The 25,499-nt window shown below is 41.0% G+C and carries 18 protein-coding genes and 3 pseudogenes; 20 read left to right on the forward strand and 1 reads right to left on the reverse strand.

Going from position 1 to position 25,499, the window contains the following annotated elements; genetic code table 11:
• Positions 1-442: 442 nt before the first annotated feature.
• The 7 genes and pseudogenes from ODU34_RS09270 (at position 443) to rpsO (ending at position 8,526) form a co-directional block, all read left to right on the forward strand.
• Positions 443-1,600 (forward strand): AAA family ATPase, encoded by a 1,158-nt coding sequence (locus ODU34_RS09270; protein ID WP_239514950.1) that lies wholly within the window; start codon positions 443-445, stop codon positions 1,598-1,600.
• A 16-nt stretch (positions 1,601-1,616) separates the two neighbouring features.
• A complete protein-coding gene (locus tag ODU34_RS09275; protein WP_253213450.1) occupies positions 1,617-2,147 on the forward strand; it encodes a hypothetical protein in 531 nt (176 codons plus the stop codon).
• A 33-nt stretch (positions 2,148-2,180) separates the two neighbouring features.
• Positions 2,181-3,131, forward strand: coding sequence for a YafY family protein (locus tag ODU34_RS09280; protein WP_205015203.1), 951 nt, complete (start codon positions 2,181-2,183; stop codon positions 3,129-3,131).
• 221 nt (positions 3,132-3,352) lie between these two features.
• A complete protein-coding gene (locus tag ODU34_RS09285; RefSeq protein ID WP_105256992.1) occupies positions 3,353-4,642 on the forward strand; it encodes a DUF262 domain-containing protein in 1,290 nt (429 codons plus the stop codon).
• Positions 4,639-6,535 (forward strand): annotated as a pseudogene (locus ODU34_RS09290) (DUF262 domain-containing protein). The gene ODU34_RS09285 and the pseudogene ODU34_RS09290 overlap by 4 nt, the downstream one beginning before the upstream one ends.
• A gap of 243 nt (positions 6,536-6,778) precedes the next feature.
• On the forward strand, positions 6,779-8,056 hold the full coding sequence (locus ODU34_RS09295) for a uracil-xanthine permease family protein (RefSeq protein ID WP_024393459.1): 1,278 nt from the start codon (positions 6,779-6,781) through the stop codon (positions 8,054-8,056).
• Between the two features lie 200 nt (positions 8,057-8,256).
• Positions 8,257-8,526, forward strand: a complete 270-nt coding sequence (rpsO, locus tag ODU34_RS09300; protein ID WP_002938849.1) for a 30S ribosomal protein S15 — start codon at positions 8,257-8,259, stop codon at positions 8,524-8,526.
• Between the two features lie 140 nt (positions 8,527-8,666).
• Here the strand turns inward: rpsO and ODU34_RS09305 are convergent, their stop codons facing one another.
• Positions 8,667-9,494 (reverse strand): MurR/RpiR family transcriptional regulator, encoded by an 828-nt coding sequence (locus ODU34_RS09305; protein WP_105179251.1) that lies wholly within the window; start codon positions 9,492-9,494, stop codon positions 8,667-8,669.
• A 126-nt stretch (positions 9,495-9,620) separates the two neighbouring features.
• Between ODU34_RS09305 and murQ the strand changes: the two genes are divergently transcribed.
• The 13 genes and pseudogenes from murQ to ODU34_RS09370 form a co-directional block, all read left to right on the forward strand.
• Positions 9,621-10,532: an N-acetylmuramic acid 6-phosphate etherase gene (gene murQ / locus ODU34_RS09310; RefSeq protein ID WP_105179252.1), complete on the forward strand. Its 912-nt coding sequence runs from the start codon at positions 9,621-9,623 to the stop codon at positions 10,530-10,532.
• A gap of 1 nt (position 10,533) precedes the next feature.
• Positions 10,534-11,961, forward strand: coding sequence for a PTS transporter subunit EIIC (locus ODU34_RS09315; RefSeq protein WP_012775345.1), 1,428 nt, complete (start codon positions 10,534-10,536; stop codon positions 11,959-11,961).
• A complete protein-coding gene (locus ODU34_RS09320) occupies positions 11,951-12,982 on the forward strand; it encodes a MupG family TIM beta-alpha barrel fold protein (RefSeq protein WP_238146007.1) in 1,032 nt (343 codons plus the stop codon). The genes ODU34_RS09315 and ODU34_RS09320 overlap by 11 nt, the downstream gene beginning before the upstream one ends.
• Positions 12,983-13,190: 208 nt before the next feature.
• Positions 13,191-13,478: a hypothetical protein gene (locus tag ODU34_RS09325; RefSeq protein ID WP_105139264.1), complete on the forward strand. Its 288-nt coding sequence runs from the start codon at positions 13,191-13,193 to the stop codon at positions 13,476-13,478.
• The gene (locus ODU34_RS09330) at positions 13,471-13,806 is read left to right on the forward strand and encodes a type II toxin-antitoxin system RelE/ParE family toxin (protein ID WP_024389183.1); all 336 of its coding nucleotides are present in this window, start codon (positions 13,471-13,473) and stop codon (positions 13,804-13,806) included. The genes ODU34_RS09325 and ODU34_RS09330 overlap by 8 nt, the downstream gene beginning before the upstream one ends.
• A 251-nt stretch (positions 13,807-14,057) precedes the next feature.
• Positions 14,058-16,277, forward strand: a complete 2,220-nt coding sequence (gene pnp, locus ODU34_RS09335) for a polyribonucleotide nucleotidyltransferase (RefSeq protein WP_398578474.1) — start codon at positions 14,058-14,060, stop codon at positions 16,275-16,277.
• Positions 16,278-16,330: 53 nt separating this feature from the next.
• Positions 16,331-16,948: a serine O-acetyltransferase gene (cysE, locus tag ODU34_RS09340; protein WP_105179256.1), complete on the forward strand. Its 618-nt coding sequence runs from the start codon at positions 16,331-16,333 to the stop codon at positions 16,946-16,948.
• Positions 16,949-16,991: 43 nt separating this feature from the next.
• Complete coding sequence (locus tag ODU34_RS09345) at positions 16,992-17,852, forward strand: GNAT family N-acetyltransferase (protein WP_105179257.1); 861 nt, start codon at positions 16,992-16,994, stop codon at positions 17,850-17,852.
• Position 17,853: 1 nt separating this feature from the next.
• Positions 17,854-18,614, forward strand: a pseudogene (locus ODU34_RS09350) (nucleoside phosphorylase).
• 188 nt (positions 18,615-18,802) lie between these two features.
• On the forward strand, positions 18,803-20,146 hold the full coding sequence (gene cysS / locus ODU34_RS09355) for a cysteine--tRNA ligase (protein ID WP_105179259.1): 1,344 nt from the start codon (positions 18,803-18,805) through the stop codon (positions 20,144-20,146).
• The gene (locus ODU34_RS09360; RefSeq protein WP_105134026.1) at positions 20,139-20,537 is read left to right on the forward strand and encodes a Mini-ribonuclease 3; all 399 of its coding nucleotides are present in this window, start codon (positions 20,139-20,141) and stop codon (positions 20,535-20,537) included. The genes cysS and ODU34_RS09360 overlap by 8 nt, the downstream gene beginning before the upstream one ends.
• Before the next feature lie 245 nt (positions 20,538-20,782).
• Positions 20,783-25,258, forward strand: coding sequence for a bacterial Ig-like domain-containing protein (locus tag ODU34_RS09365; RefSeq protein ID WP_105179260.1), 4,476 nt, complete (start codon positions 20,783-20,785; stop codon positions 25,256-25,258).
• Between the two features lie 105 nt (positions 25,259-25,363).
• Positions 25,364-25,499: pseudogene (locus tag ODU34_RS09370) on the forward strand (IS4 family transposase); the annotation flags it as partial.

Here is a 25,499-nt window from a genome sequence, read left to right on the forward strand (position 1 = left end):
GTATTTTTCTATGATGCGGAGCATTATTTTTATCTTTAAGTGCTTGCTTTAATTCTTCGACTTGTGTTTGGGTAAGTTCTTTTGTCATAATACCATTATAACGCTATTTTTGATTTTTGTTAAGTATTAGACTACCAATCAAACGATTTAGAATCGCATACGAAAGAGCCATTTTTCTTAATTTTCAACGGTCAAAAGGGGACTGGACGAAAATATGCCCTCCAATATTTAGAACGCTTGTTCGACTTGAAAGCAGTTTGATACTCATTGTAGCGAATACTTTCTTCCTAAGACTGAAGAAAAACAATTTCCAGTTGTTTATGACTATTTAAAAGCAAGAGCTCGTCCTAAATTAGAACTTTTCGCTAATATCAATACAAAGAAGGAGAATAATATTTGCATTCTAATTGCTCAATCGACTGAAGAAGCTAAAAAAATAGAAATGGAATTACAGGAGGAATACTATAATGTAAATAGAATCGAGTTTCCTCCTTATACAAATGACGAACTGGTTGAAATTGCTATTCAACTATTAGCAAAAAGACGAATTAGTATAGACAAGAAAATTGTTAGGGAGTATGTAGAAAAGGCTTCAAATCTCATCAATGCAAAAGATATTCGACGAATGGTTCAGAGAATCCATGAATATGCGGTGGCAACCAATTATTGTCAAGAAAATGGATTGCTGGATCTATGTCACTTTAGTTTACAAAAGGAACAATCTAAAAGTAAATGTGGCCAAGCTGAGAAGAGGCTGAATCAAATGATTGGTCTTCAATCTGTAAAAAAATTAATCAGACAACAAGTTGCTTTTGAACAACTATCGAAACTGAGGAAAGAAAGAGGCTATCATGTTGAAGAAAGTAATGGGCACTTGTTATTCACAGGAAATCCAGGGACGGGTAAGACAGAGGTAGCACGTCTTTATACAGAAATCCTGTATGAACATGGATTGATCGCAGAAAACAAGATAGTAGAGGTTGGAAGAGCAGATCTTATTGGAGAATATGTTGGCCAAACAGCACCAAAAATAAAAAAGGTGTTTGATAGTGCAAGTGGTGGTGTACTGTTTATCGATGAAGCTTACAGTCTGATTCCACAGAGTGAAAGAGATTTTGCTAATGAAGCTATACCCACCATTATTCAAGAAATGGAAAATCGTCGTAATGAGATAGTTGTTATTTTTGCTGGTTATAAAGATTTGATGCACAATTTTATAGGCACGAATCCAGGATTACAATCTCGAATCTCAAACAACATTCATTTTGAAGATTACTCTGTGGACGAACTGTATGAAATTTTTAGAATGATGTTGAGTAAAAAAGACTATGCTCTTGACTCTAACTGTGAGGAGGCATTGCGTTCGCATTTTTTAAAAGTTGGAACAACCGAACATTTTGGCAATGGTCGTTATGTTCGTAAACTAATAGAAGCTTGTTTGTATCAACAGGCGACTCGAGTGATGGAAAAGATAGACAATAGAACCTTAGAAGAAACAGAGATGAATGTCGTAATAGAAGCTGATATTAAAAACGCCATCCAAGAATTATCAGAGTTGGAATCAACTCAACGATTAATAGGTTTTGGATTACAGGGATAGAAGAAAGGAAATGCATATGAATAACAATGACTTGAAAGAAAACACTGTGTTTAATGATATGGAAATTTTAGAAATATTTATCGATTTGCTATACAGAAATTTGGACTCAGATACTAGGTTGAGAAGTTCTTTTGACAGTATCAATCGTGAAGTAAGTGATTTTTTGGGGATCCCTCAAAAGAGCTATATCGGACAACTTTTATATATTATTTCAGATGTTGATCAGATTAGAAGGAGCTTTGTTGACCACATAGAATTTTACTATCGAGAGATGAATAAGAAAGTGAAACGAGTAGTCGGAGTCAGTCTAGCGATTGAAATAGTACAAAATGTTCATTTTCTAGAAGAATTTGATGTTGTGATGATTGAAAACATTGAAGAATTTTATACTAGTACCGATGCGATTCAGAGGAAGTTGGCAAGAATTTTGGAAAATTATCTAGAAACAGGAGGAAAATTACTGGTCACTGGTTGTGAGTTTGATAATTCAAATGACGCATTGAGCAAGATTCTCTACCAAGGAAATTTATTGAATTTGACTTCTTAAGAGTGTTATAATCTTCTTAGAATTGAGGTTTCTATGAACGATCAGGAAAGATTACTTACAATATTTTTACGCTTACAATCAGGGGCGCATCTAAAAAAATCACAATTAGCAGATGAATTTGGAGTTAGTGAGAAGACTATTCAAAGAGATTTTGCTCTTCTAGGAGGATTTATCGAAAGTCAGCCGATGATTGCAGCAGAGTTAGCCTATGATTCCAAGCACCATACTCGCTTTTTAAAAGGAAAATCTCTTTTTAACAAAAAGGATATTCTGACCATTTCTAAGATTTTGCTAGAAAATCGGGCTTTGAATACTGAAGAAAATAAGGCTGTTTTAGATAGCTTATTGGCACTAGTATCGAAAGATGAGCAGAAAGAAATTGCTGCCATTATCGCCAGTGAACTCTTAAACTATGCCCCGCTTTCAGATACTCAAAACAGGATTGATAAGATTTGGGAATGGTCAGAGGCCATTCGTAAGGAATTGGTATTAGATATTCGCTACCAATCTCCCTACAATGTAGAAAAGAAACACACGGTTTTTCCTGTGTCACTCTATTACGATAGTCATTACTTTTACCTTGTAGCTTATAATCTAAAACATTCTTCCTATATGACTTTAAAGTTAGATCGGATTTTAGAGTGGAAAGTTTCGACTGAGAAGAAACCGGATATTTCTTATGGCAAAAAGTTTCGAGACGGTGAAGTACGGAATAAGCGCGTGGATTCTTTTATGGGACGGGAACTAACCATAAGAGTCAGATTTAGCTATGATCCAACCATTGTCTTGGATCAATTTCCGACAGCAAAGATTATCGAAACAAGCTCAGAAGGCAATGTGATTGAATTTGTCAGTCAAGACACACCAGGCTTAAAACGTTGGTTGTTGAGTCAGGCTGATGCCCTAACTGTGCTTTTTCCAAGTTCTCTTGTAGAAGATATGAAACATTTTCTCAAAAATATGCAAGAAAACTATAAAAATTAGAAAGGTAGGATAACATTCGTCCACCCTGTGTATTAGAATGAATGTATCAAATAGATATTGAATTCTTAATTGAAAGGAGGAGAAGTAAATGCAAGAATGGATTGTAGTAGATCAATTTGGGAATGTCATTGCAGGACCGTTTTATGATAAAACAGCTGCGGAAATGCATGCGAAAATGATTCCGAATGCAAGTGTAGAGAAAAAATAGGAGAATAAGCAGAATGACTGATATTATTTTGAGGCATATGACATTAGAGGAACTGTTGAAGGACAATAGGCTCCATATCCCAAATTATCAACGCCCTTATAAATGGCAACGTAAACACATTCGACACTTATTCTATGATGTCAAAGAAGTTATAGACTCTAAAAAGGACGTTTATCAAGTTGGTTCTCTTATTTTACACGATAAAAAACAAACTTTAGATATTGTTGATGGACAACAGCGGACTATTTCTGTTGCATTATTTTTACAGGCTTTAGGGAAGTTGAACGACTATATCGGTGCCCAGCAGTTACTAAATCAAAAATTTGACGTGGTTTCGTGTCAACATGCTAAGGAAAATTTTGAAGAGTGGAAAATACTGATTGATCTAGATGACGAAAAGGCGCAAAAAGTATGTGACTTTCTTCTTAAAAATTGTGAAATTGCTGTTATTACAATGCCACATAATCGATTATCTGAAGCTTTCCAACTTTTTGATTCTCAAAATAATCGGGGAAAAGCTTTAGAGCCACACGACCTGCTTAAAGCCTATCATTTGAGAAATGCCTCTGAAATCAGTGAAGATTTGATCGAAAATTGGGAAAAAATTGTTACAGACGAAAAGGTCAATTTAAAAGATTTATTTAACCAATATCTTTTTAGAGTGCGACGGTGGTCAATTGGTGAAACTGGGTTGACTAAACGTCGTCAGGGTTCATACCTTTGCTTTACAGAAGATTTTATCGATGATTTTAAAGGTGTCGGTTTACATCATAACGAATACCCTTATTTGAATCTCTTTAGACTATTAAAAGAACAAAATATTGATTATCCTATTTCTTTAACGATGCCAATTATTGATGGAGAGTACTTTTTCTCTTATATTAATCAGTCACATGAAATGATTCAAAATAGAGAGACTTGGTTTGAAAATCTCAGTTTAGACTCCAAAATGCTAAAGATTTTACATTCTACTAAACAACGTTATAGCCGGAATCGTAATTTATTCGATAATTTAGTGTTGCTTTTTGTGGATAGGTTTGGTCAGGGAGCTTTAGATAAAGATATTGTTGAAACAATTTTTATATGGGCCTATTATCCACGTATAAAAGCGCGTGCCATTTATGATAGCACTTTAGCCAATTATGCTGCGGGCGGAATTTTTCAACGGCGTACAGTTCAAAAATTATTTCAGCTATTACATCATGCAAGTACACCAAGCGATTTTTTGCAGAAAATCAATCGTGATCAATTTGAACATTTTACCTTGGAGAAAATTCTTGAGGAAGAGGAGCTTAATAAATGACTAAGACAGCTACTTTGACAGTTACAAAACTTCTGACTGAAGATGAATACATTGTTCCTCTTTATCAGCGAAATTTTTCATGGACATATGATGAGATTGAGCAATTGCTTATTGACATAGCAGATGCTTACAATGAACGTGAAAAACGTCCTGATTATTATATCGGAACACTGGTTGTTCATCAAAAAGGAAATATGTACCACATTATTGATGGGCAACAGAGAACAACAGCTTTGACTTTGTTAGCATTGGTTTTGAGAAATGAGTATCACATTCAGATTCCTGGCTTGAAACTCTTAAATTTTGAAGCGCGTAAGCAGTCCAATGCATCTTTGCAGCAGTTATTTGAAAATAGTAGTGCTGAATTTGAGAATATGGACGAGATTATTAGAGGTTACCAAAACACAAAATTAGCACTAAATAAAATTCTGTCCGAACAGTTTAAAATGGAAGTGACGGTATATGCTGAGTACCTCTTTCAACACGTCATCATTTTTAGAAATATGCTACCTACTGACTTAGATTTGAATCTTTATTTTGAGCGGTTTAATTCAAGAGGAGAGCAATTGGAAGCTCATGAAATTGTTAAGGCTCAATTGATGGCGAAGCTTGATGATGAAGAAGCTGCTAAGTTTGCTAAAATCTGGGATGCTTGTGCAGACTTCGAGAATCCGGTAGTTAAATCATTTCAAATGAGAAAGAAAAGAAAGGAAACGTTTAAAGAAAGAGAAAACATTTTTGGTTGGCATTTTTTAAATTATAAATTAGCCAATATCTATCGATTTATTGATAACACAAATAGTTCAAAAAAAAAGTATATTAGCTATCCTAGAAGATTCAAGTTCATTGGTATTTGATGACATCGTAGACGACAAAGAGACTGGAAAATATACAACCGTTATTAACTTTGAAACGTTACTCTTGTATACTGTTTCTATTATTGAAAATATTTCCCCACAAGATGTTCAATTAGATGATAAGAAACTACTTGATGTCTTTACGGTGAGTGAAAAAGGAAGGGATTGGGTCATTTACTTCTCGGAAACTTTATTAAGTATTAGACACCTATTTGATAACTATGTCATTAGAAATGCAAGCGAAGATACATCAAGGCGGTCAAAAAACGACTGGTTTCTTAGCAAAGGTACTTACTATGAATATCAAAGAGACAATCGGAAAAATACAGATTACTTTGTAGAAGAACATTTTGAGAATAATACTTTTTCAGATAAGGCAGTGAATGATACCATTATTATGCTTCAGTCTATGTTTGCAGTGACCTTTACATCAAATCGAGATAGTCGTTGGCTATATGAGACTTTGGTCTATCTGTTCGAGAATGTTGAGCATTTGCAAGATGAAGCATTTGGACACCAGTTTGTAATTTTTCTCGAAGCTTTGGCAGTTCGATATGCTGATGACAGGTTATTTACAGAAGATGGTCAAGAATTTAGATGCTACCCTAATATGCCTATCTATGCTTTCAATTTTATTGATTATGTCTTATGGAAAAATCAAAATAACTTACAGGAGTACTTTTTTGATTCAAGGAATTTTAGATTCACTTATCGTCGTTCCGTTGAACATTGGTATCCTCAGAATCCAAATTTTGAAGATAGTGGGATGTTAAGAATGTCTGATAGTCTACTTCATTCTTTCGGAAACCTTTGTATTATCACGGATAGTCAAAATTCAAAGTTTGGGAACTCTAGACCTCAGGCCAAATATAGCCAATGGGAAAAGATATTTGGAAACCAAAGTCTAAAACTGCAATGGATGGCTAAACTTACTGGAAATTCTGATGACAATTGGAATAATGAGGTAATCAGAGGGCATGAAGATAAGATCTTAATGTTAGTTAAGGAATTTATAGATTGTACGAAAAACATTTGATTTTTTCGGAAGTTTTAAATTTCAGTTAGTTTCCCCCTATGTTTGCTAGTCTTGTATAAAAGAAAAATAAATTTTTTTAAAATCCCTTGCAATAAACCGAACCTTTATGTTACAATACCAAAAGCGTAGGTTTTTAAACTCATCCCGTGAGGTGAGAAAGACAACAGGAAAAATTATTAAGGGCCTATGACTATGTATATTTAGAAAGTCTGGGTCTTTTTGTGTACCCAGAATGGGAGATTTATGAGTACAAAAGCCAATCTTTTGTTTGATGTCCATGAGAAACCAGCACCGCTTCAAGGGATTTTGTTGAGTTTCCAGCACGTGTTCGCTATGTTCGGTGCGACGATTTTGGTGCCACTGATTCTCGGTATGCCCGTATCGGTTGCCCTCTTCGCATCAGGTGTCGGGACCTTGATTTACCAAGTAGCGACACAGTTTAAGGTTCCGGTTTACCTAGGTTCTTCCTTTGCCTATATCTCAGCTATGGCCCTTGCTATCAAGGAAATGGGTGGTGATGTGTCGGCAGCTCAGACTGGTATTCTCTTCGTCGGCTTGATTTACGTGTTGATCGCTGCACTTGTCAAAGTTATCGGTACTAAGTGGATCGACAGCCTCTTGCCACCGATTGTCATCGGACCAATGATTATCGTGATTGGACTTGGTCTTGCCAACTCTGCCGTGACTTCAGCGGGCTTTGTCGCAGACGGCGACTGGAAAAATGTCGTCGTGGCGATTGCAACCTTCTTGATTGCTGCTTTTGTCAATACCAAAGGGAAAGGCTTCGCCAAGATTGTTCCTTTCTTGATTGCCATTGTCGGTGGTTACGTGATTGCCCTCTGTCTTGGTTTGGTTGACTTCACACCCGTTTTGGAAGCGGCTTGGTTTGAATTGCCAGGTTTCTACCTACCATTTGAAACAGGTGCCTTCAAGTCGTACAATTTCTACTTCGGTCCAGAAATGATTGCTATCTTACCAATTGCTGTTGTAACAGTAGCTGAGCATATCGGTGACCACACCGTTCTCAGCCAAATCTGCGGCCGCCAGTTCTTGAAAGATCCAGGCCTCAGCCGTACCTTGATTGGAGATGGTGTAGCGACTGCTGTATCTGCATTTATCGGTGGACCAGCCAATACGACCTACGGTGAAAATACAGGGGTTATCGGTATGACTCGCATCGCATCAGTATCCGTTATCCGTAACGCAGCCTTGATTGCCATTGCCTTCTCATTCTTGGGTAAATTTACAGCCCTTATCTCAACTATTCCAAGTGCCGTTCTTGGTGGTATGTCTATCTTACTTTACGGTGTTATCGCCTCAAACGGTTTGAAAGTTTTGATTGAAAGCCGTGTTGATTTCGGTCAAGTCCGCAACCTGATTATTGCAAGCTCAATGCTGGTATTGGGTCTTGGTGGAGCAGTTCTCAACATCGGTGCCATCACCCTCTCAGGAACAGCCCTCTCAGCCATTGTAGGTATTATCCTCAATCTTATCTTGCCAAAAGCAGAAAAGGCTGAGTAAGTTTAAAAATAGCAGAAAGTCAGCTTCGGCTGGCTTTTTTTGAAAATAGCAGAGCAGCTCAGCTATTTCTCAAATCAGTTGACAAAAGAGCTATTCCTTGATAGAATGGTTAAGGTCCAAAAGGACAAATCTAGCTTTTTCTTGGTTACAGGTCGCCAACCTGTCACTCGGATTAGGCTCAAAACAAAGGAGAACATATCATGGCAATCTCAAAAGAGAAAAAAAATGAAATCATGGCACAATATGCTCGTCATGAAGGCGACACAGGTTCAGTTGAAGTTCAAGTAGCAGTACTTACTTGGGAAATCAACCACCTTAACGACCACATCAAACAACACAAAAAAGACCACGCAACTTACCGTGGTTTGATGAAAAAAATCGGTCGCCGTCGTAACTTGTTGGCATACCTACGCCGCACAGACGTAAACCGTTACCGTGAATTGATTCACTCACTCGGACTCCGTCGTTAATTAGCAGGTATAGAAAAAAGCACAGCACCAGTATCTTGTATACTGAGCTGTGTTTTTTTGTTTTTTCACTATAGTATGTATTGCTTGCTCCATTTGGTAGAGCCTAGGGGATTTACTTTTGTAGGGGGGCGTCAGATGGTCTACCTGATTGCTTGTGTAAGATGTTTTGTTTGCTCTAAGATAGCTGTGACTTCTTGTTTATGATCCTGGATAAGTGCTAGGTAAAGCAAGTCGGTTAGGAAAAGTGAGTTGCTTCGTGATGTAATAGCTCCGACTCGAAGTTCATGCTCATGTCGTGGGATTCTAAATGTAATATCGGCTAAATCTGCTAATTGATTCTTACCAGTTCCAGTGATAGTTATCGTTGAAACCCCATTTTCTTTTGCGAAACGAAGTGGCTCTACGACTTCTTTTGTCATTCCGCTATAACTAATTCCGATTGCTAAGTCACCGTTTCCAGCGGTTGCAATATTAGCCATCTGAATATGTGTATCTTGTGCGAAAATACATGTTTTACCAATTCTACTCAGCTTGTAGTAAAAGTCACTGCAAACAATACCTGATGCCCCAACTCCAAATAAATAAATTCGAGAAGCGCTTTGTAATAATGTTACGGCGGCTTCTAATTCTTCCAAGTTTAGAAAACTGACGGTTTGTTGATTTGAAATTGTTATTGAATGAATTAATTTAGTAGAAATATCGTCAATCGAATCTGATGGCGTGAAGTGAGCATTAAGTAAATCATCATATTTCGATTTGGCTATTTCTATCTTTAACTTATTAAAGTTAGAATAGCCCATTTTTTTACTGATTCGACTGATTGTAGCTGTTGATACTCCGGCGTTATCGGCTAATTGATAGATATTCATTGTTTCAATACGATGGGTATTCTCTTCAATATAATCCAATAATTTGTTTTCGGTAGGGGTTAAATTCTCTATCGAGTGATTTAAAATGTTTCTATTCATAATAATTCCCTTCTAACACGGATTGTTACAAAGTTTCTTTTATTTCCAAAAAATATTGAAATAATAATACATAAGTTGTATAATACGATTATAGCAAACGTTTACAAAAAAAGAAAGGAGAATAAGATGGATATTGAACGATTGAATACAGAGCAGTCCAATCCAGACTCATTTGCTATTGAGACAATGTCTATCGGGGAAATCACCGCCTACATTAATCGTGAAGATGGCCTGGTAGCTTTAGCTGTACAACGTATATTGCCGCAAATTAATGCAGTAATAGAAATAGTCGTTGACTGCTTGAAAAAGGATGGTAGACTGATCTACATCGGAGCGGGAACCTCAGGAAGGCTAGGAGTTTTGGATGCTTCGGAGTGTCCGCCGACTTTTGGAGTTTCTCCAGAGTTAGTACAAGGACTTATTGCTGGAGGAAATGGGGCTGTACGTGCCGCTAAAGAGGGGGCAGAGGATAACCGAGCAGCAGCTGTAGAGGATCTGCAACAAATTGGTATATCGGCGAAGGACGTGGTTATCGGGCTTGCTGCTTCAGGCAGGACTCCATATGTCCTTGAGGCAGTCACATATGCTCGTGAAATTGGAGCAAAGACGGCCAGTATTTCCTGTGTACAAGATGCGGAAATATCCCCGTTGGTAGATGCTCCGATTGAAGTATTGGTTGGACCAGAGGTTGTAACGGGATCTAGTCGAATGAAAGCTGGGACAGCTCAAAAAATGATTCTGAATATGATTTCAACCACCTCGATGATACAACTAGGAAAAGTTTTTCGAGGATTCATGGTAGATGTGCAACCGACCAATCAAAAACTGATTCAACGAGCAAAAAGAATTATTTGTAAAACAACTGGCTGTACTGAGATGGAGGCGGAACATATTTTTCAACAAGCTAACCAAGACGTGAAATTAGCCATCTTGATGCAGTTGAGTCAACTTGATCAAATAGAGGCAAAAAAACTTCTGGAAAACTATCATAATCACATTTCATTCGCAATTCAATCAATTTTGGATAAGGAGAATTAAAATGAAAAATACGAAAGATGTTGCAAAGCAAGTTCTTGAAAATGTTGGTGGCAGGGAAAATATCCTAGGGAATGCAGTTTGTATGACACGACTTCGTTTACAGTTACGAGATGACAAGCTGGTTCACCTTGATAGTCTCAAAAACATAGAAGGTGTTTTGGGAGTTGTTGAGGCAGATACACTTCAAATTGTTTTTGGACCTGGAACAGTGACAAAGGTTGGCCAAGCATTTTCAGAACTGACAGGTATATCATTGGGAAGTGTTGAAGAAGATTACACAACAGCGGATGTTGCTGCTACAAACAAAAGGATAAATAAAGAGAAGTACGACAAGCCAGTTCAACGATTCTTGCAAAAAATTGCTAATATTTTTATACCTATATTACCTGGAATAATTGCGGCAGGATTGATAAATGGGATTACAAATGTCATTAATGTATCAACCGGGAATGCTTTTGCAATGGAATGGTGGTATCAATGTATTAGGACTATGAGTTGGGGACTCTTTACTTTTTTGCCAATCTATGTTGGAATGAATGCGGCGAAAGAATTTAAAGGAAGTCCGATTTTGGGAGCAATGGCCGGAGCTATGTCTGTGGCAGTTCCTTCAATGCCTTTGTTGACAGTAGTGGATGACAAATCAATTTTATTACCCTTTGTGGACAAGGCATTCTCGCCTAGTGCAGGCGGTTTGCTAGCGGCTCTATTTGTTGGGATTTTCTTTGCATTTCTAGAAAGAAATATCCGAAAATATATGCCAAGTTTTTTAGACACTTTTTTGACTCCTCTTTGTACAGTAATATTGGGTGGACTGGTTGCTTTGTTAGTCATTCAGCCTCTTGGAGAAGTGTTAACGACAGCTATTTATAGTGGATTAAATTTTGTATATGAGAAGCTAGGTATAGTAGGTGGGTATATTTTGTCAGCAGGCTTCTTACCATTGGTATCAGTTGGACTACACCAAGCATTGACTCCAATACATGTTTTGTTGAATGATCCGTCTGGGCCAACAGGTGGTATCAATTATCTCTTGCCTATTTTGATGATGGCAGGTGGTGGACAAGTCGGGGCTGGTTTAGCACTCTTTTTGAAAACAAAAAATAAAAAATTGAAACAACTAACACGCGATTCTATTCCAGTCGGAATCTTGGGAATTGGTGAACCGATGATGTACGCCGTCACTTTGCCTTTGGGCAAACCTTTCCTAACCGCTTGTTTAGGTTCAGGTTTTGGCGGAATTTTGGCAGTGTTATTCCATTTAGGGACTGTATCTCAAGGAGTTTCTGGTTTGTTTGGACTGTTAATCATGGTACCTGGAAGCCAACTGCAATTTGTTATAGCGATGTTGGCTGCATATGTAGGTGGTTTTGTACTAACTTGGTTCTTTGGTGTGGATGAAGATAGAATTGAGACCGTATATGGAAGTTAATGATTTCTTCAGTCGTTTCGGTTTTTCACTCTATTTATCTAACTCATTTGCTGATTCGGAAAAGTGGTTTATAGAATATCAAAATGCAGGATTTTCCTTTGTTTTCTCTTCGCTTAATATAAATGAAGAAGAGAAGGGAGACGAAAAGATACATCATATAGTAACAAAATGCCAACGAGAGGGACTGACGTTGATTGTGGATATCAATCAAGAAAGTTTGGAACGATATGGGAAAGAAAGGTTAGAAAGGCTAGGTATTAAAGCGCTAAGAATTGATGATGGAATTTCTATTGAAGTCATGAAATCATTGTCGGAAGACTTTTTACTAGTCTTGAATGCTTCTACTTTGTCAGATGATTTTTTAAGGAAGATGATGGACGTTGGTATTGAGAAAACAAAAGTTTTGGCATGTCATAATTATTATCCTAAGCCTTATACAGGTTTAGGAGGAAGTAGTGTTCGTGATCTAAATAATCGGCTACACTCTTGTGGAATAAAAGTCATCACCTTTATTCCTGGAGATAACAAGCGCTTTCCGCTTTTTGAGGGACTTCCAACCGTTGAAGAACATAGAGCGTTGCCTCCAATTCAAGCCGCACTCGATTGTTTGATGTGTTGTGAAAGTGATTATGTTTGTATTGGGGATAATGCCTTATCGAGTGCTTCGTTAGAACGATTTTCATATTTGACAAAGGGTGTAATAGCTCTATCAGCGCAGGTTCCAAAGCAATTGAAAGGAATGAATTTCGAAAATAGAATTGATGCCAGTGAATATGTCATACGTGCTAGCCATTCAAGGGAACAGTTAAAAGGATATGCAATTCAAGGGCCAGCAAGTCATCGGAAACGAGGAGATATTGTTCTTGCTAATGAACGGTTTCTTCGCTATCAATCAGAACTAGAAATTTGTTTGGTCGACCTGCCTCAGGACGACCGTCAAATGGTGGTTGGTTTTGTCCATAAAGAAGATATCCCCTTGTTAGATTTTGTGAAACATCCATTTCATTTTACCTTTATATAAAACGAGTACTCGGTCTGAGAACTGAATAATCGGTAGCATAAAAACCTCCAAACAGTGTGAATCGGCTGTTTTCTCATGTCCCATTATGGAAGTGTAGCACTCAGAAAAGCTGGACTTTTCTGAAATCAAAGACTTTGTAGAGGATTATTGGTTGATTTTTTGAGATATAAAGATTACAATAAAGAAAAATATAAAGAGGTATCATCTTATGGCCCTAACAGCTGAAAAGAAATTGATTAACTTTCAATCAGAGAAATCACTTGTAGAAGAAGCAAAAGAGGTCTTGGCAAGTCAAAATATGACCATGACACAAGCTCTCAACCTGTTTCTCAAAAATATTGTAGTAACAGGAGAAATTGGGCTTAAAAGTGAAGAAGAACTGGAAAAAGAGCGACTATTTGCCGAACTGCAAGCAGAAGTGATGAAAAATGTAGCTGAAATGAATGCGGGCAACTATCTATCATTGGATGAAATGGAGAGTAAGCTCTTTGGATAAGTACCAAGTAAACCTACCTCTAGCTATATATGAGGAACTAGCTGACATTCGCAGCTACATCAGGGAAGAACTAAAAAGCCCTGATGCTGCGGACAAAAAAATCCAAGAGCTAATAGCAGGACTTAGAAGCCTTGAAATCTTCCCAGAGCGAGGTTTTAACGTAGATGAACGCTCTAAAAAGGGACCGCTAGTCCCAGGTCAGCTGACGCGAGGACTACCCATCAAAAAGGATTATATAGCTATTTATAACATTGATGAAGCACAAAAGGTCGTAAACGTTCGCTATCTTGTCGCAAGCAAGAGCGACTATATGAGATTGTTCAAATAGAATACACAAAAGAACACTCAGAAAAGCTGGGTGTTCTTCGTTTGATTGAAGAGTATTCGTTTCGTTCGGTTGTTTATATAGCAGGTTAGATTTTCCCCCAAATTCCTTCCTCATTTCCCCACATTTTCCGTCAAATATGATAAAATAAGAAGTATGCGTGGTTTTGTGCAAAAGAGAGTGAAACAAGCTTGTTTGATTGTCTTTTGTAGAAAACACGCAAGAAAAATTTCAGAAAAAATAGGAGACAATTCATGTCAAAACAAGTATTTGAAACGGTTTTTGCTGGCAAGAAATTGGTCGTTGAGACTGGCCAGGTTGCCAAACAAGCCAATGGTGCGGTTGTTGTTCGCTATGGCGACTCCACAGTCCTTACAGCGGCAGTTATGTCTAAGAAAATGGCGACGGGCGATTTCTTCCCGCTCCAAGTCAACTATGAAGAGAAAATGTACGCCGCAGGGAAATTCCCAGGTGGCTGGATGAAGCGTGAAGGCCGTCCGTCAACTGATGCGACCTTGACAGCTCGTTTGATTGACCGCCCGATTCGTCCAATGTTTGCAGAAGGCTTCCGTAACGAAGTCCAAGTCATCAACACAGTGCTTTCTTACGATCCAGATGCTTCTGCTCCAATGGCAGCCATGTTTGGTTCTTCATTGGCATTGGCAATCTCAGACATCCCATTCAACGGTCCAATCGCAGGTGTGCAGGTTGGTTATGTCAATGGTGAACTCATCATCAACCCTGATAAGGCACAGATGGAAGAGTCTCTCCTTGACTTGACAGTAGCTGGTAACAAGGACGCTATCAACATGGTAGAATCTGGCGCTAAAGAATTGTCAGAAGACATCATGTTGGAAGCTCTTTTGAAAGGTCATGCGGCTATTCAAGAACTTCTTGACTTCCAAAATCAAATCGTAGCAGCAGTCGGCAAGGAGAAGGCAGATGTCGAGCTTCTTCAAGTGGACCCAGACTTGCAGGCTGAGATTGTCGCAGCTTACAATGATGATTTGAAAAAAGCGGTGCAGGTTGAAGAAAAATTGGCCCGTGAAGATGCGACCAATGCAGTGCGTGAGACCGTCATCGCAGCCTACGAAGAAAAATACGCTGAACACGAAGAATTCGACCGCATCATGCGGGATGTCCATGAAATCTTGGAACTCATGGAGCACGCAGAAGTTCGTCGTTTGATTACAGAAGACAAGGTTCGCCCAGACGGTCGCCGTGTGGATGAGATTCGTCCTTTGGATGCAGAAGTGGACTTCTTGCCAAATGTTCATGGTTCAGGTCTCTTTACCCGTGGTCAAACGCAAGCTCTTTCTGTCTTGACCTTGGCTCCAATGGGTGAAACCCAAATCATCGACGGATTGGACGATGAGTACAAGAAACGCTTCTTGCACCACTACAATTTCCCACAATATTCAGTGGGCTCAACTGGTCGCTATGGTGCACCAGGTCGTCGTGAGATTGGTCACGGTGCCCTTGGTGAGCGTGCCCTTGAGCAAGTCTTACCGAGCTTGGAAGACTTCCCTTACGCTATCCGCTTGGTAGCAGAAGTTTTGGAGTCAAACGGTTCTTCATCGCAGGCTTCTATCACAGCTGGTACCCTTGCCCTCATGGCAGGTGGTGTACCAATCAAGGCACCAGTTGCAGGGATTGCCATGGGTCTGATTTCAGACGGAACCAACTACACCGTCTTGACCGATATTCAAGGTCTTGAGGACCACTTCGGCGACATGGACTTCAAGGTGGCGGGTACCCGTGACGGTATCACAGCCCTTCAAATGGACATCAAGATTGACGGTATCACACCGCAAATCTTGGAAGAAGCCTTGGCACAAGCTAAAAAGGCACGTTTTGAAATCCTTGATGTCATCGAAGCGACTATTCCAGAAGTTCGTCCGGACTTGGCATCAACTGCACCGAAGATTGACACTATCAAGATTGATGTGGATAAGATCAAGATTGTCATCGGTAAGGGTGGAGAAACCATCGATAAGATTATTGCAGAAACTGGCGTGAAAATCGATATTGACGAAGACGGTCTTGTGGCTATCTTCTCACCAGATCGTGCGGCTATTGAGCGTACTAAAGAAATCATTGCTGGTCTAGTTCGTGAAGCAAAAGTGGACGAAGTCTTCCAGGCAAAAGTGGTTCGTTTGGAGAAATTCGGTGCCTTTGTCAACCTCTTTGACAAGACAGATGCCCTGGTCCACGTTTCTGAAATGGCTTGGACTCGTGTCAATAAACCAGAAGACCTAGTTGAAATTGGCGATATTGTCGATGTTAAAGTCATCAAGATTGATGATAAAGGACGTATCGACGCTTCTATGAAGGCTCTTCTTCCAAAACCAGAAGGTTATGTGGAGCCAGAAAAACGCGAGCGTTCTGACAGACCACGCCGTCATAAAGACAACAAAGAGAAAAAAGATAACAACTTTGGTGAATTCAAATTCCACAAGGTTGAAAAGAAATAAGCTGAGTAGACAAGTTCGGTAGCGGGCTTGTCTACTCGCTAGAAGGAGTGACTATGGGTTGGTGGAAGGACACCATTGAGATTGTAAAAGAAAAAGATCCGGCAGCACGGACCAGCTTGGAAGTACTTTTGACCTACCCAGGTGTCAAGGCCTTGGCTGCCCACCGTCTGTCCCATTGGATGTGGAAAAAAGGCTTTAAATTACTAGCTAGGATGCACAGCCAATTTTGGCGTTTTTGGACCAATATTGAGATTCATCCAGGTGCCGAAATTGCTTCGGGAGTCTTCATTGACCATGGAGCTGGTTTGGTTATTGGTGAGACAGCTATTATTGAGTCTGGTGTCATGCTTTACCACGGCGTAACGCTTGGTGGAACGGGTAAGGATACGGGCAAACGCCATCCAACTGTTCGAAAGGGTGCCCTTGTCTCTGCACACGCACAGGTTATTGGACCTGTTGAAATCGGAGAAAATGCCAAAGTGGGTGCAGCTGCCGTTGTCCTAGCCGATGTTCCAGCAGATGTGACAGTGGTCGGTATGCCAGCTAAAATTGTCCGTGTGCATGGTCAAAAAGATGAGAAGGTCATTCATGACATGGAAGATGGCCGTGAACACTACACGACTAAGCTTGCAGAATTACGAGAAGCCAGCCACCATTCGTCGCATTTGTAGGAAATCCTTCCTATGTGAGTAGTTATAGAGATAAGAGGTAAGCATGATAATAGCAACTAATGTTCTAAATCCCAAGCAGTTATCCGCAGCAAAAACGCTGATCAGCACTGTACAATCCCATGACGGAACCTATCGTGACCCTTACCTGTCAAATATGCTTAACTTTGACCCTGAAATGCCAGCTTTTTTCTTGGCTTATCAAGGCGAAGAGTTGGTGGGACTCTTGACTGTGTATGCCGATGATGAGGATGTGGAACTTGCGATTATTGTGCATCCAGCCTACCGCAGACAGGGGCTGGCACGCAAGCTCTATGATTGCTATCAGATGAAGACGGCTAACTATCCTATCGCTAGTGTGACCTTTCAGACCGAACGTGTCTTTCTAGATAAGCATCCAGACCTTGCGACAGCTTGGGACTTGGTAGAAGATACGGATACTGAGACATGGTTGGGTCGTGAACGAGTGCCTTATCAGATTTCACAACAGGCTGAACTCGTCGTGAGTTTGGCAAAACCTCAACATGCAGATGACATTGCACGTTTTCAGACACAGGTCTTTGATAGCGACTATGAGGTGGCTCTTCGTTACGCACGCGAGGCTATCGCTGATGCAGACAGCTTGCTTTATCTTTTGGAACATAGCGGAGCGGTTATCGGCTCTTGCACAGTAGATATCTCGACCGATGATAACTATCTTTACGGTTTAGCTATCGCCCCAGACCAGCAACAAAAAGGTTACGGCACTTACTTAGTCAAAGCTGTCATCAATGACCTTATCACGAAAAACGACAAACCTTTTCAAATCGCCGTCGAAGATGACAACCTCATCGCTAAGCGACTGTATGAAAATATCGGTTTTACAAAGCAGACACAAGTGATCTACTTAGACCCGAAAGAAGGTTGATATGCTACTAGAAGAATTTGAACCAAGTCCTGCTGTTATTGAGCCGACGGACAAGGCTATTCGTGGTGGCGGTGAGGTATGTGAGACCATGATTTTCTCTTTCAATGGGGAAATCGTAGACTGGGTCCGTCAGCTGCCTGAAAGTAGAGAAGGGGGCTACTTAGAAAGCATTAACGGTCGCCATCCTTGGTATATTTTGGAAAGAGATGGACTACGGATTGGGGTTATGTTGGCAGTCGTCGGTGCTCCCATGGCGGTTGGTCACTTGGAGGAACTGAAAGCCTGTGGCTTTGAGAATTTTATCGTTCTGGGTTCTTGTGGGGTGCTGGATAAGTCACTTGCTGCAGATAAGATTATTCTTCCTAGCTCTGCCCTGCGGGACGAGGGAACTAGTTACCACTACGCTCCTGCCAGCGATGAAATCAACTATGACCCTGCTCTGCTATTAACCATGGAAAAGGCTTTGGACCAAGCGGGAATCGAACACGTGCGGGCCAAGACCTGGACGACGGATGCCTTTTATCGGGAAACAGCTGCCAAGGTCAAGCGTCGCCTAGCCGCTGGTGCCATGGTGGTCGATATGGAAGCCTCTGCTATCATGGCCTGGGCAAACTTTCGTCAGGCCAAGGTCTATCAATTTTTCTACACGGCAGACTACGTGGACCACCACAAGAATGAATAGAGGAACGGACGGCTGACAGTATGACCTTCTTTGAAGTGGGCATGGCGATTGCAAGAAAATTAGAAAGTACATCATGTTAAAAAATTAGTAAGACAAAACTGGCCTTATGTGTTGACCTCCATCGCTGGAACAATTCTATCTATCCTTAAGTTTTCCCAAGGAAACTGGCAGTTAGGGATGATTTGGCTGGCAGTGACAGCTTATTGGCTAGTAAAATTGTATCAAAAGTATCAAGTCCTAAAGAATACTCAGAAGTAATGGAGAAACTATGATTAAAATTTACGATACCATGACTCGCAGTTTGCGTGACTTTGTTCCCTTGGAAGAGGGGAAGGTCAAGATGTATGTTTGCGGTCCGACGGTTTACAACTATATCCACATCGGAAATGCCCGTAGTGTCGTGGCTTTTGATACCATCCGTCGCTACTTTGAATACCGTGGCTTTGATGTGACCTACATTTCTAACTTTACGGATGTGGATGACAAGATTATCAAAGCTGCTAATGAAGCTGGCATGACAACCAAGGAACTGTCTGATAAGTTTATCGCAGCTTTCAAGGAAGATGTGGCAAAGTTAGGTGTCAAGCCAGCTACCAAAAACCCTCGCGTTATTGACTACATGGATGAAATCATTGATTTTGTGCAGGTCTTGATTGACAAGGGGTACGCTTATGAAGCGGCTGGCGATGTTTATTTCCGTGTGGAAAAGGCTGAGAATTATGCTCGTTTGGCCAACAAAACCCTGTCTGACTTAGAAGCTGGGGCTTCTGGTCGTGTTGAGGGAGAAGGTCAATTGAAGGAGCATCCTTTCGACTTTGCCCTGTGGAAAACTGCCAAGCCAGGCGAAGTTTCTTGGGAAAGTCCTTGGGGAGCAGGTCGTCCAGGTTGGCATATCGAGTGTTCGGTTATGGCGACAGAGATTTTGGGAGATACCATTGATATTCACGGTGGTGGTGCGGACTTGGAATTCCCTCACCATACCAATGAAATTGCCCAGTCTGAGTGCAAGACAGGTCAGGCCTTTGCTAACTACTGGATGCACAATGCCATGCTCAATATCAACGATGAGAAGATGTCCAAGTCCTTGGGCAATTTCCTGACAGCCCATGATATGTTGGAACAAATTGATGGTCAGGTCTTGCGATTCTTCCTATCGACCCAGCACTATCGCCGTCCACTCAACTACACTGAGAAGGCTATTTCAGATGCGGAAATCAATCTCAAATATCTAAAAAATACTTATACACAACCTGTGCAAAACTCTGTGGATAAATCAGGTCTTGAATTACATCTGTCGGCCTTTGAAGCGGCAATGGATGATGATTTCAATGCGGCAAATGGGATTACGGCTATCTTTGACTTTGCCAAATGGATCAACTCAGGCAACTACGATGAAACTGTAAAAGAAGCCTTTGGAAACATGCTGCAAGTGTTCGGTATTGTCTTTGAAGAAGAAGTCTTGGACAGCGAGATTGAAGCCTTGATAGCAGAACGTCAAGCAGCGCGTGCCAATCGGGACTTTGCGACGGCTGACCGTATTCGTGATGAATTGGCAGCCCAGGGCATCAAGCTCTTGGATACCAAGGATGGTGTGAGGTGGACACGTGACTAAGGCAGTAGATGTCAATCTCATCAATGGAATTGCCCTGGCTTTTGAAGGGGATGCCGTCTATTCCATGTATATCAGACGGCACTTGATTTTCAAGGGGCTGACCAAGCCCAATCAATTGCACGGTGAGGCTAACAAATACGTCTCGGCCAAGGCTCAGGCAAGCCTGATTTCTGCCCTCTTAGAAGCTCAGCTATTGACCGAAAAAGAGGAAGAAATCTACAAGCGGGGGCGTAATGCCAATAGCCACACCAAGGCCAAGAATGCGGACGTAGTCACCTATCGAATGTCCACAGGTTTTGAGGCGGTTTTGGGCTATTTGCACATGACCGAGCAGATGGAACGCTTGGATGAACTGGTGGGCTGGTGTATTGAGTTTGTAGAAAATAATTAACTAAGACAATGAGGAGGGAAACTTCCTCTTTTTTGTTTTCTCTAAACTAAAGTTCTTTTTATCTGATTTAAAGAAGGGGACCATGAGGGCTTGAAGGTCATATTTTTCCTCTGTACAATGGAATTAATAAAACCAGATAAACTTCGTGTTATAGCTGTTCTATCAAAGGTAGCATGTGCCAACTATGATCTGGAAAGGAGGAAAGTGAGAACAGCTGTTGCACTACAATTGTGTAGGAGGAAAATATGACAAAATGTGATTTCGACAAACGTGAGCGATTCGGTATTCGAAAATTTACAATAGGGGCCTGTTCTGTTTTGATTGGTGCGACCTTATTTGGAGCACAGGTTTCTGCGGACCAGCTAGAAAATGTGGACAGCTTGTCAGAGCCAGCTGTTGAGCTCTCTTCGGTAGGGAACGAACATGTGGAAAAGACCGAAGCTGAGGAAGGAATATCACCGATTTCAGCAGATGAGAAAGCGGTGACCGAAGAGTTGAATGGAGAAGCATCTGTATCAGATAGTAGAGAAGAAAAACTGCCTTCAACTCCGTCTGATAATCCAGAAAATAAACTAGAGGACACAGAGGAAGCGGAAGATAAGGAGGTGGCTTCTTCGGATTCTGGTCTGTTGCTTTCTGATTTTCCTCAGGTAGAGGATCAAGGAATTCGTCCGAAAGAGATTAAGTTTGATAACTGGGATCAGGTGCTTGCTTGGGAGCCGGGGGCTCGTCCAGATGATGATTTGAACCGCGCTTCTGTAGAGTTGGTTGAGCGCTTTAGAGGGCATGTCGTCAACGAGAGAGCCAATGAGAATGCAAAGGTAGAAGCTCTTTCAAATACCAACTCTAAGGCGAAAGACCATGCCTCTGTTGGGGGAGAAGAGTTTAAAGCCTATGCTTTTGATTATTGGCAGTATATTGATTCAATGGTGTTTTGGGAAGGCTTGATTCCTAGCCCAGACGTTATTGATGCTGGACACCGCAATGGTGTGCCTGTTTTGGGAACGATTTTCTACAATTGGTCCAGTAGTATTGAAGACCAAGAGAAGTTTGTGGCTTCTATGAGACAGGATCCTGATGGAAGTTTTCCTGTTGCTCGTAAATTGGTAGATATGGCAAAATACTATGGTTTCGATGGTTATTTCATTAATCAAGAGACTACAGGAAGCATGGTTCAACCACTAGGGGAAACAATGAGAAACTTCATGCTCTATACCAAGGAATATGCAGAATCGATTGGTTATCCGATTACGTATTCTTGGTATGATGCCATGACCTACGAATATGGTCGCTATCACGAAGATGGTTTGGGTGAGTACAACTATCCGTTTATGGAAAAGGAAGGAGACAAGGTCCCTGCGGATCGTTTCTTTGCGAATTTTAACTGGACACGGGCGAAAAATAACTATTCAATCGAAGTGGCGAAACGAATCGGTCGAGATCCATTTGATATTTTTGCTGGGTTTGAATTGCAACGGGGAGGCTCTTACAAAACGCAAATTAACTGGGATGCTCTGTTTGATGAAAATGGGAAATTGAAATTATCACTCGGTCTGTTTGCGCCAGATACTATTACAAGTTTGGGTGCGACGGGTGAGGATTATCATGAGAATGAGAATATCTTCTTTACAGGCTATCAAGGTGATCCAACCAAACAGAAACCTTCGGATAAAAATTGGTATGGCTTGGCCAATCTCATTGCGGATAAGACGGCTATTACAAGCAGTAATTTCAATAGTTCCTTTAATACAGGGCACGGGAAAAAATGGTTTGTAGATGGCAAGGTTGCCAAAGATGGGGAATGGAATTATCGCTCTGTGTCTGGTATTTTACCAACCTGGCGGTGGTGGATTGAAGCAAGTGGTGAAAAGCTTGCTGCGGCTTATGATTTTGATGATGCCTATAATGGGGGCAACTCTCTTCGTTTTACAGGCGATTTGGAAAAAAATGGTAAGCAGGAAGTTAAGTTGTATTCCACCAAGATTCCTCTATCAGAAACAAGTCGTTTAAGGGTTGCGCACAAAGGAGGGCAAGGTGCAAATATCTCCCTAGCTCTAGCGCTTGAACCAGATTATCAATTTGCGAATAAAGAAGCGTGGCGCTTGCTTAAACTATCAGGAGATTGGCAAGATCAGACCTTTGATTTATCTAGTCTGGCAGGAAAGACAGTGTACGGTATCCAAGTGGTTGTTGAAAATGAAGCAGCGCTGTCGGATTTTGATTTTCGTTTAGGGCAGTTGGCTATTTATGACCAAGAAACTTCACCTACTGCACCGAAAGATGGCCAAGTCCTTGCTAAGCGATTGAAGAATGCCCAAGATGCTGAAGCTGTGATTAGCTTTACAGGGACAGATGATGCAGATTATTATGAAGTATATGCGCAGGTTGACGGACAGTGGAAATTGCTGACAGGTTCTTCTAATACAAGGATTTACCTCCCTCAGCTTGTTCGTTCTGCTCAGGCAGAAGGTCGAACCCAAGCTTTGAAAGTTCATGCCGTTGGGAAAAATGGTTTGCGTTCGGAGGCAGGGGAGTTTATCTTTGATTGGGAAATGACGGTGAAAGATACTAGTCTTCCTAAACCATTGGCAGAAAACATTGTTCTCGGAGCAGAAGTCATCGGTTCAAGTTTTGCTAAAAAAGAAGGTGGAGAAGGCATTGAGGGCATGTTGAATGGGACCATTACCAGTCTGTCAGATAAATGGTCTTCCCATCAGTTGAGTGGCCATGTAGATATTCGTTTGACCCAACCTCGGACAGTCGTGCGATGGGCTATGGATCATGCTGGTGCAGGTGGTGAATCGGTCAATGATGGCTTAATGAACACCAAGGATTTCGATCTCTATTATAAAAATGAGAATGGTGATTGGGTGTTAGCCAAAGAAGTTCGTGGCAATCGTGATCATGTGACAGACATCGTATTGGACAAGCCAATTCGAGCGCAGGAATGGCGTTTGGATGTCTTGACTTCTGATAATGGCACTCCTTGGAAGGCCATTCGTATTTATAATTGGCGCATGTATGAAGAATTGGACATGGAGACACCAAATATTCCGATGACCCATGCTGTTGCTCGCCATCTCGGTAATCATCAGATTCAAGTAGGTTTCAAGGATGTCCCTGCCAATCGGAAAATAGCGCTTTATTCTAGTCCAGATGCCGTAAAACCACTGGCAGAATTGGAATCGACAGAGTCAGGAAATCTTATATTCGACCCGATTCGCTTTGAGTCCCTGCCAGAGTTCATTTACTACCGTACTCTGGAGGAAGGAAAGGATTGGAGCAATCTATTGGCCATTCGCGTACCGCAAGGTGAAAAAGTCGTGAAAGCGATGGAATGGATAGCTCCCCTAGAGAAAAAAGTTTACCGACAAGGTAGTCCTTTATCGCTTGCAGGAGCACAATTCCGTGTAGCTTTTGAAGGAGATTGGCCTGCTGAACGGGTGAATACTACTAATCCGGCAGTTACAGTAAGGGGATTTGATCCGCAAAAATTAGGTGAACAAACATTGACCGTTTCCTATCTAGGCGAAACACTTGCTCAGCCACTGACGGTATATGTTGTTGAAGATATAGCCCAAGGTGAGAAAAAAGCAGTCGGTCTAGAAATCCAACAGTTACCAAAAGTGCAGTATGTTGTAGGAGATGATTTGGATGTCACAAATGGTCGATTTGTTATTATCTATGACGATGAGTCAACTCAGTCCTTCTCTTTGACAGAAGCTGGAGTAGAAATTGTTGGTTTCGATTCCCGTAAAGAGGGGCGTCAGAGCCTAGGTTTACGGTATGCTGGTTTGGAGACTTCATTTGATATCCTTGTTTCACCGAAGCCAATCGTCAATGATGAGTATCTAAAACAGAAAATAGCAGAAATTGAGACTCTACAAACCCAAACAGCCTATCTCTATTCTAGTGAGCAGACACAACTTGCCTTGCAAACTGCCTTGGAAGAAGCTAAGTCTGTGGTAGCAGATACCAATCGGACAGTCGAGCAGGTTGAAGCCGCTCAAACTCTTTTAGAGAAACAGTTAGGAGAGCTGGATGGGGAGAAACTTTACCAAGCAGATCTTGGGCGTCTCAATCAGCTAATCCAAGAGGTGAAAGGAATAGATACGCCTATAAATTCTTCTGAGTTGAGTTCTTTACTTGAAAAAACTGAGAAAATTTTGGGTTTAGATAGTATTCGTCCAGATGAGATGAAGGAGCTGCTCAATGAATGGACTGATTTGTTTGAACAGTCTAGTCTGGCAACGCATGTCGGTACAAGAGATTCGATGGAGTCTAAGAATTTACTGGCTCCTGAAAAACCGAGGATGGATTTGACCTATGAGCTGGTGCCGAGACAAGTCATCAAACGGACCAGCACTGATTTGTCACTGGGCAAAGAGCGAATTGTTCAGGAGGGGGCGGATGGTCAAATGATGGTAGCTCACCTAGTTTATAGTGATGGCCGTCGCGAGCTGTATTCACGAACAGTTGCTAATGAGAGTCAGCCGAAAATAGTGGAGGTCGGCAGCAGTTTGCCTATCCAGCAGGAGAAGACTTTAATGGTAGAAAATAGCCCGCAGGTTGAAAAGCAGATCAGAGATGCTTCTCTGCAGAAGAGCGGTCTTCCACAAACTGGTGATACCTATCAGGAGAAGTATGTCCTTCTTGGGTTAGTTGGTATGGCTCTGGCTGGCCTATCTCAGTTAGCTAAGCTCAGAAAGCAAGGTGAATAAAATAAATAGTCAGGGGTTGCTCCCAATGTCATTAAGTTAACTAACCTATCACATTTTGTGGTGGGTTAGTTTTTATGTTACACTAAAAATAAAAGGGGAAAAGTCATGCTAGATCAGATTAAAGCTCATTTACTTGATAGTATTAACGACATCGTTTCCACCGCAAACCAGTTTGTGCTTCATCCTGAAAAAGATTTTAGTCGGAAAAGTCAGCTAACGATGAAAACCATGATTCAAGCTA

It is taken from the genome of Streptococcus sp. 2018WUSS126 (assembly GCF_044427425.1).
In the GTDB taxonomy this organism is placed as follows: domain Bacteria; phylum Bacillota; class Bacilli; order Lactobacillales; family Streptococcaceae; genus Streptococcus; species Streptococcus hashimotonensis.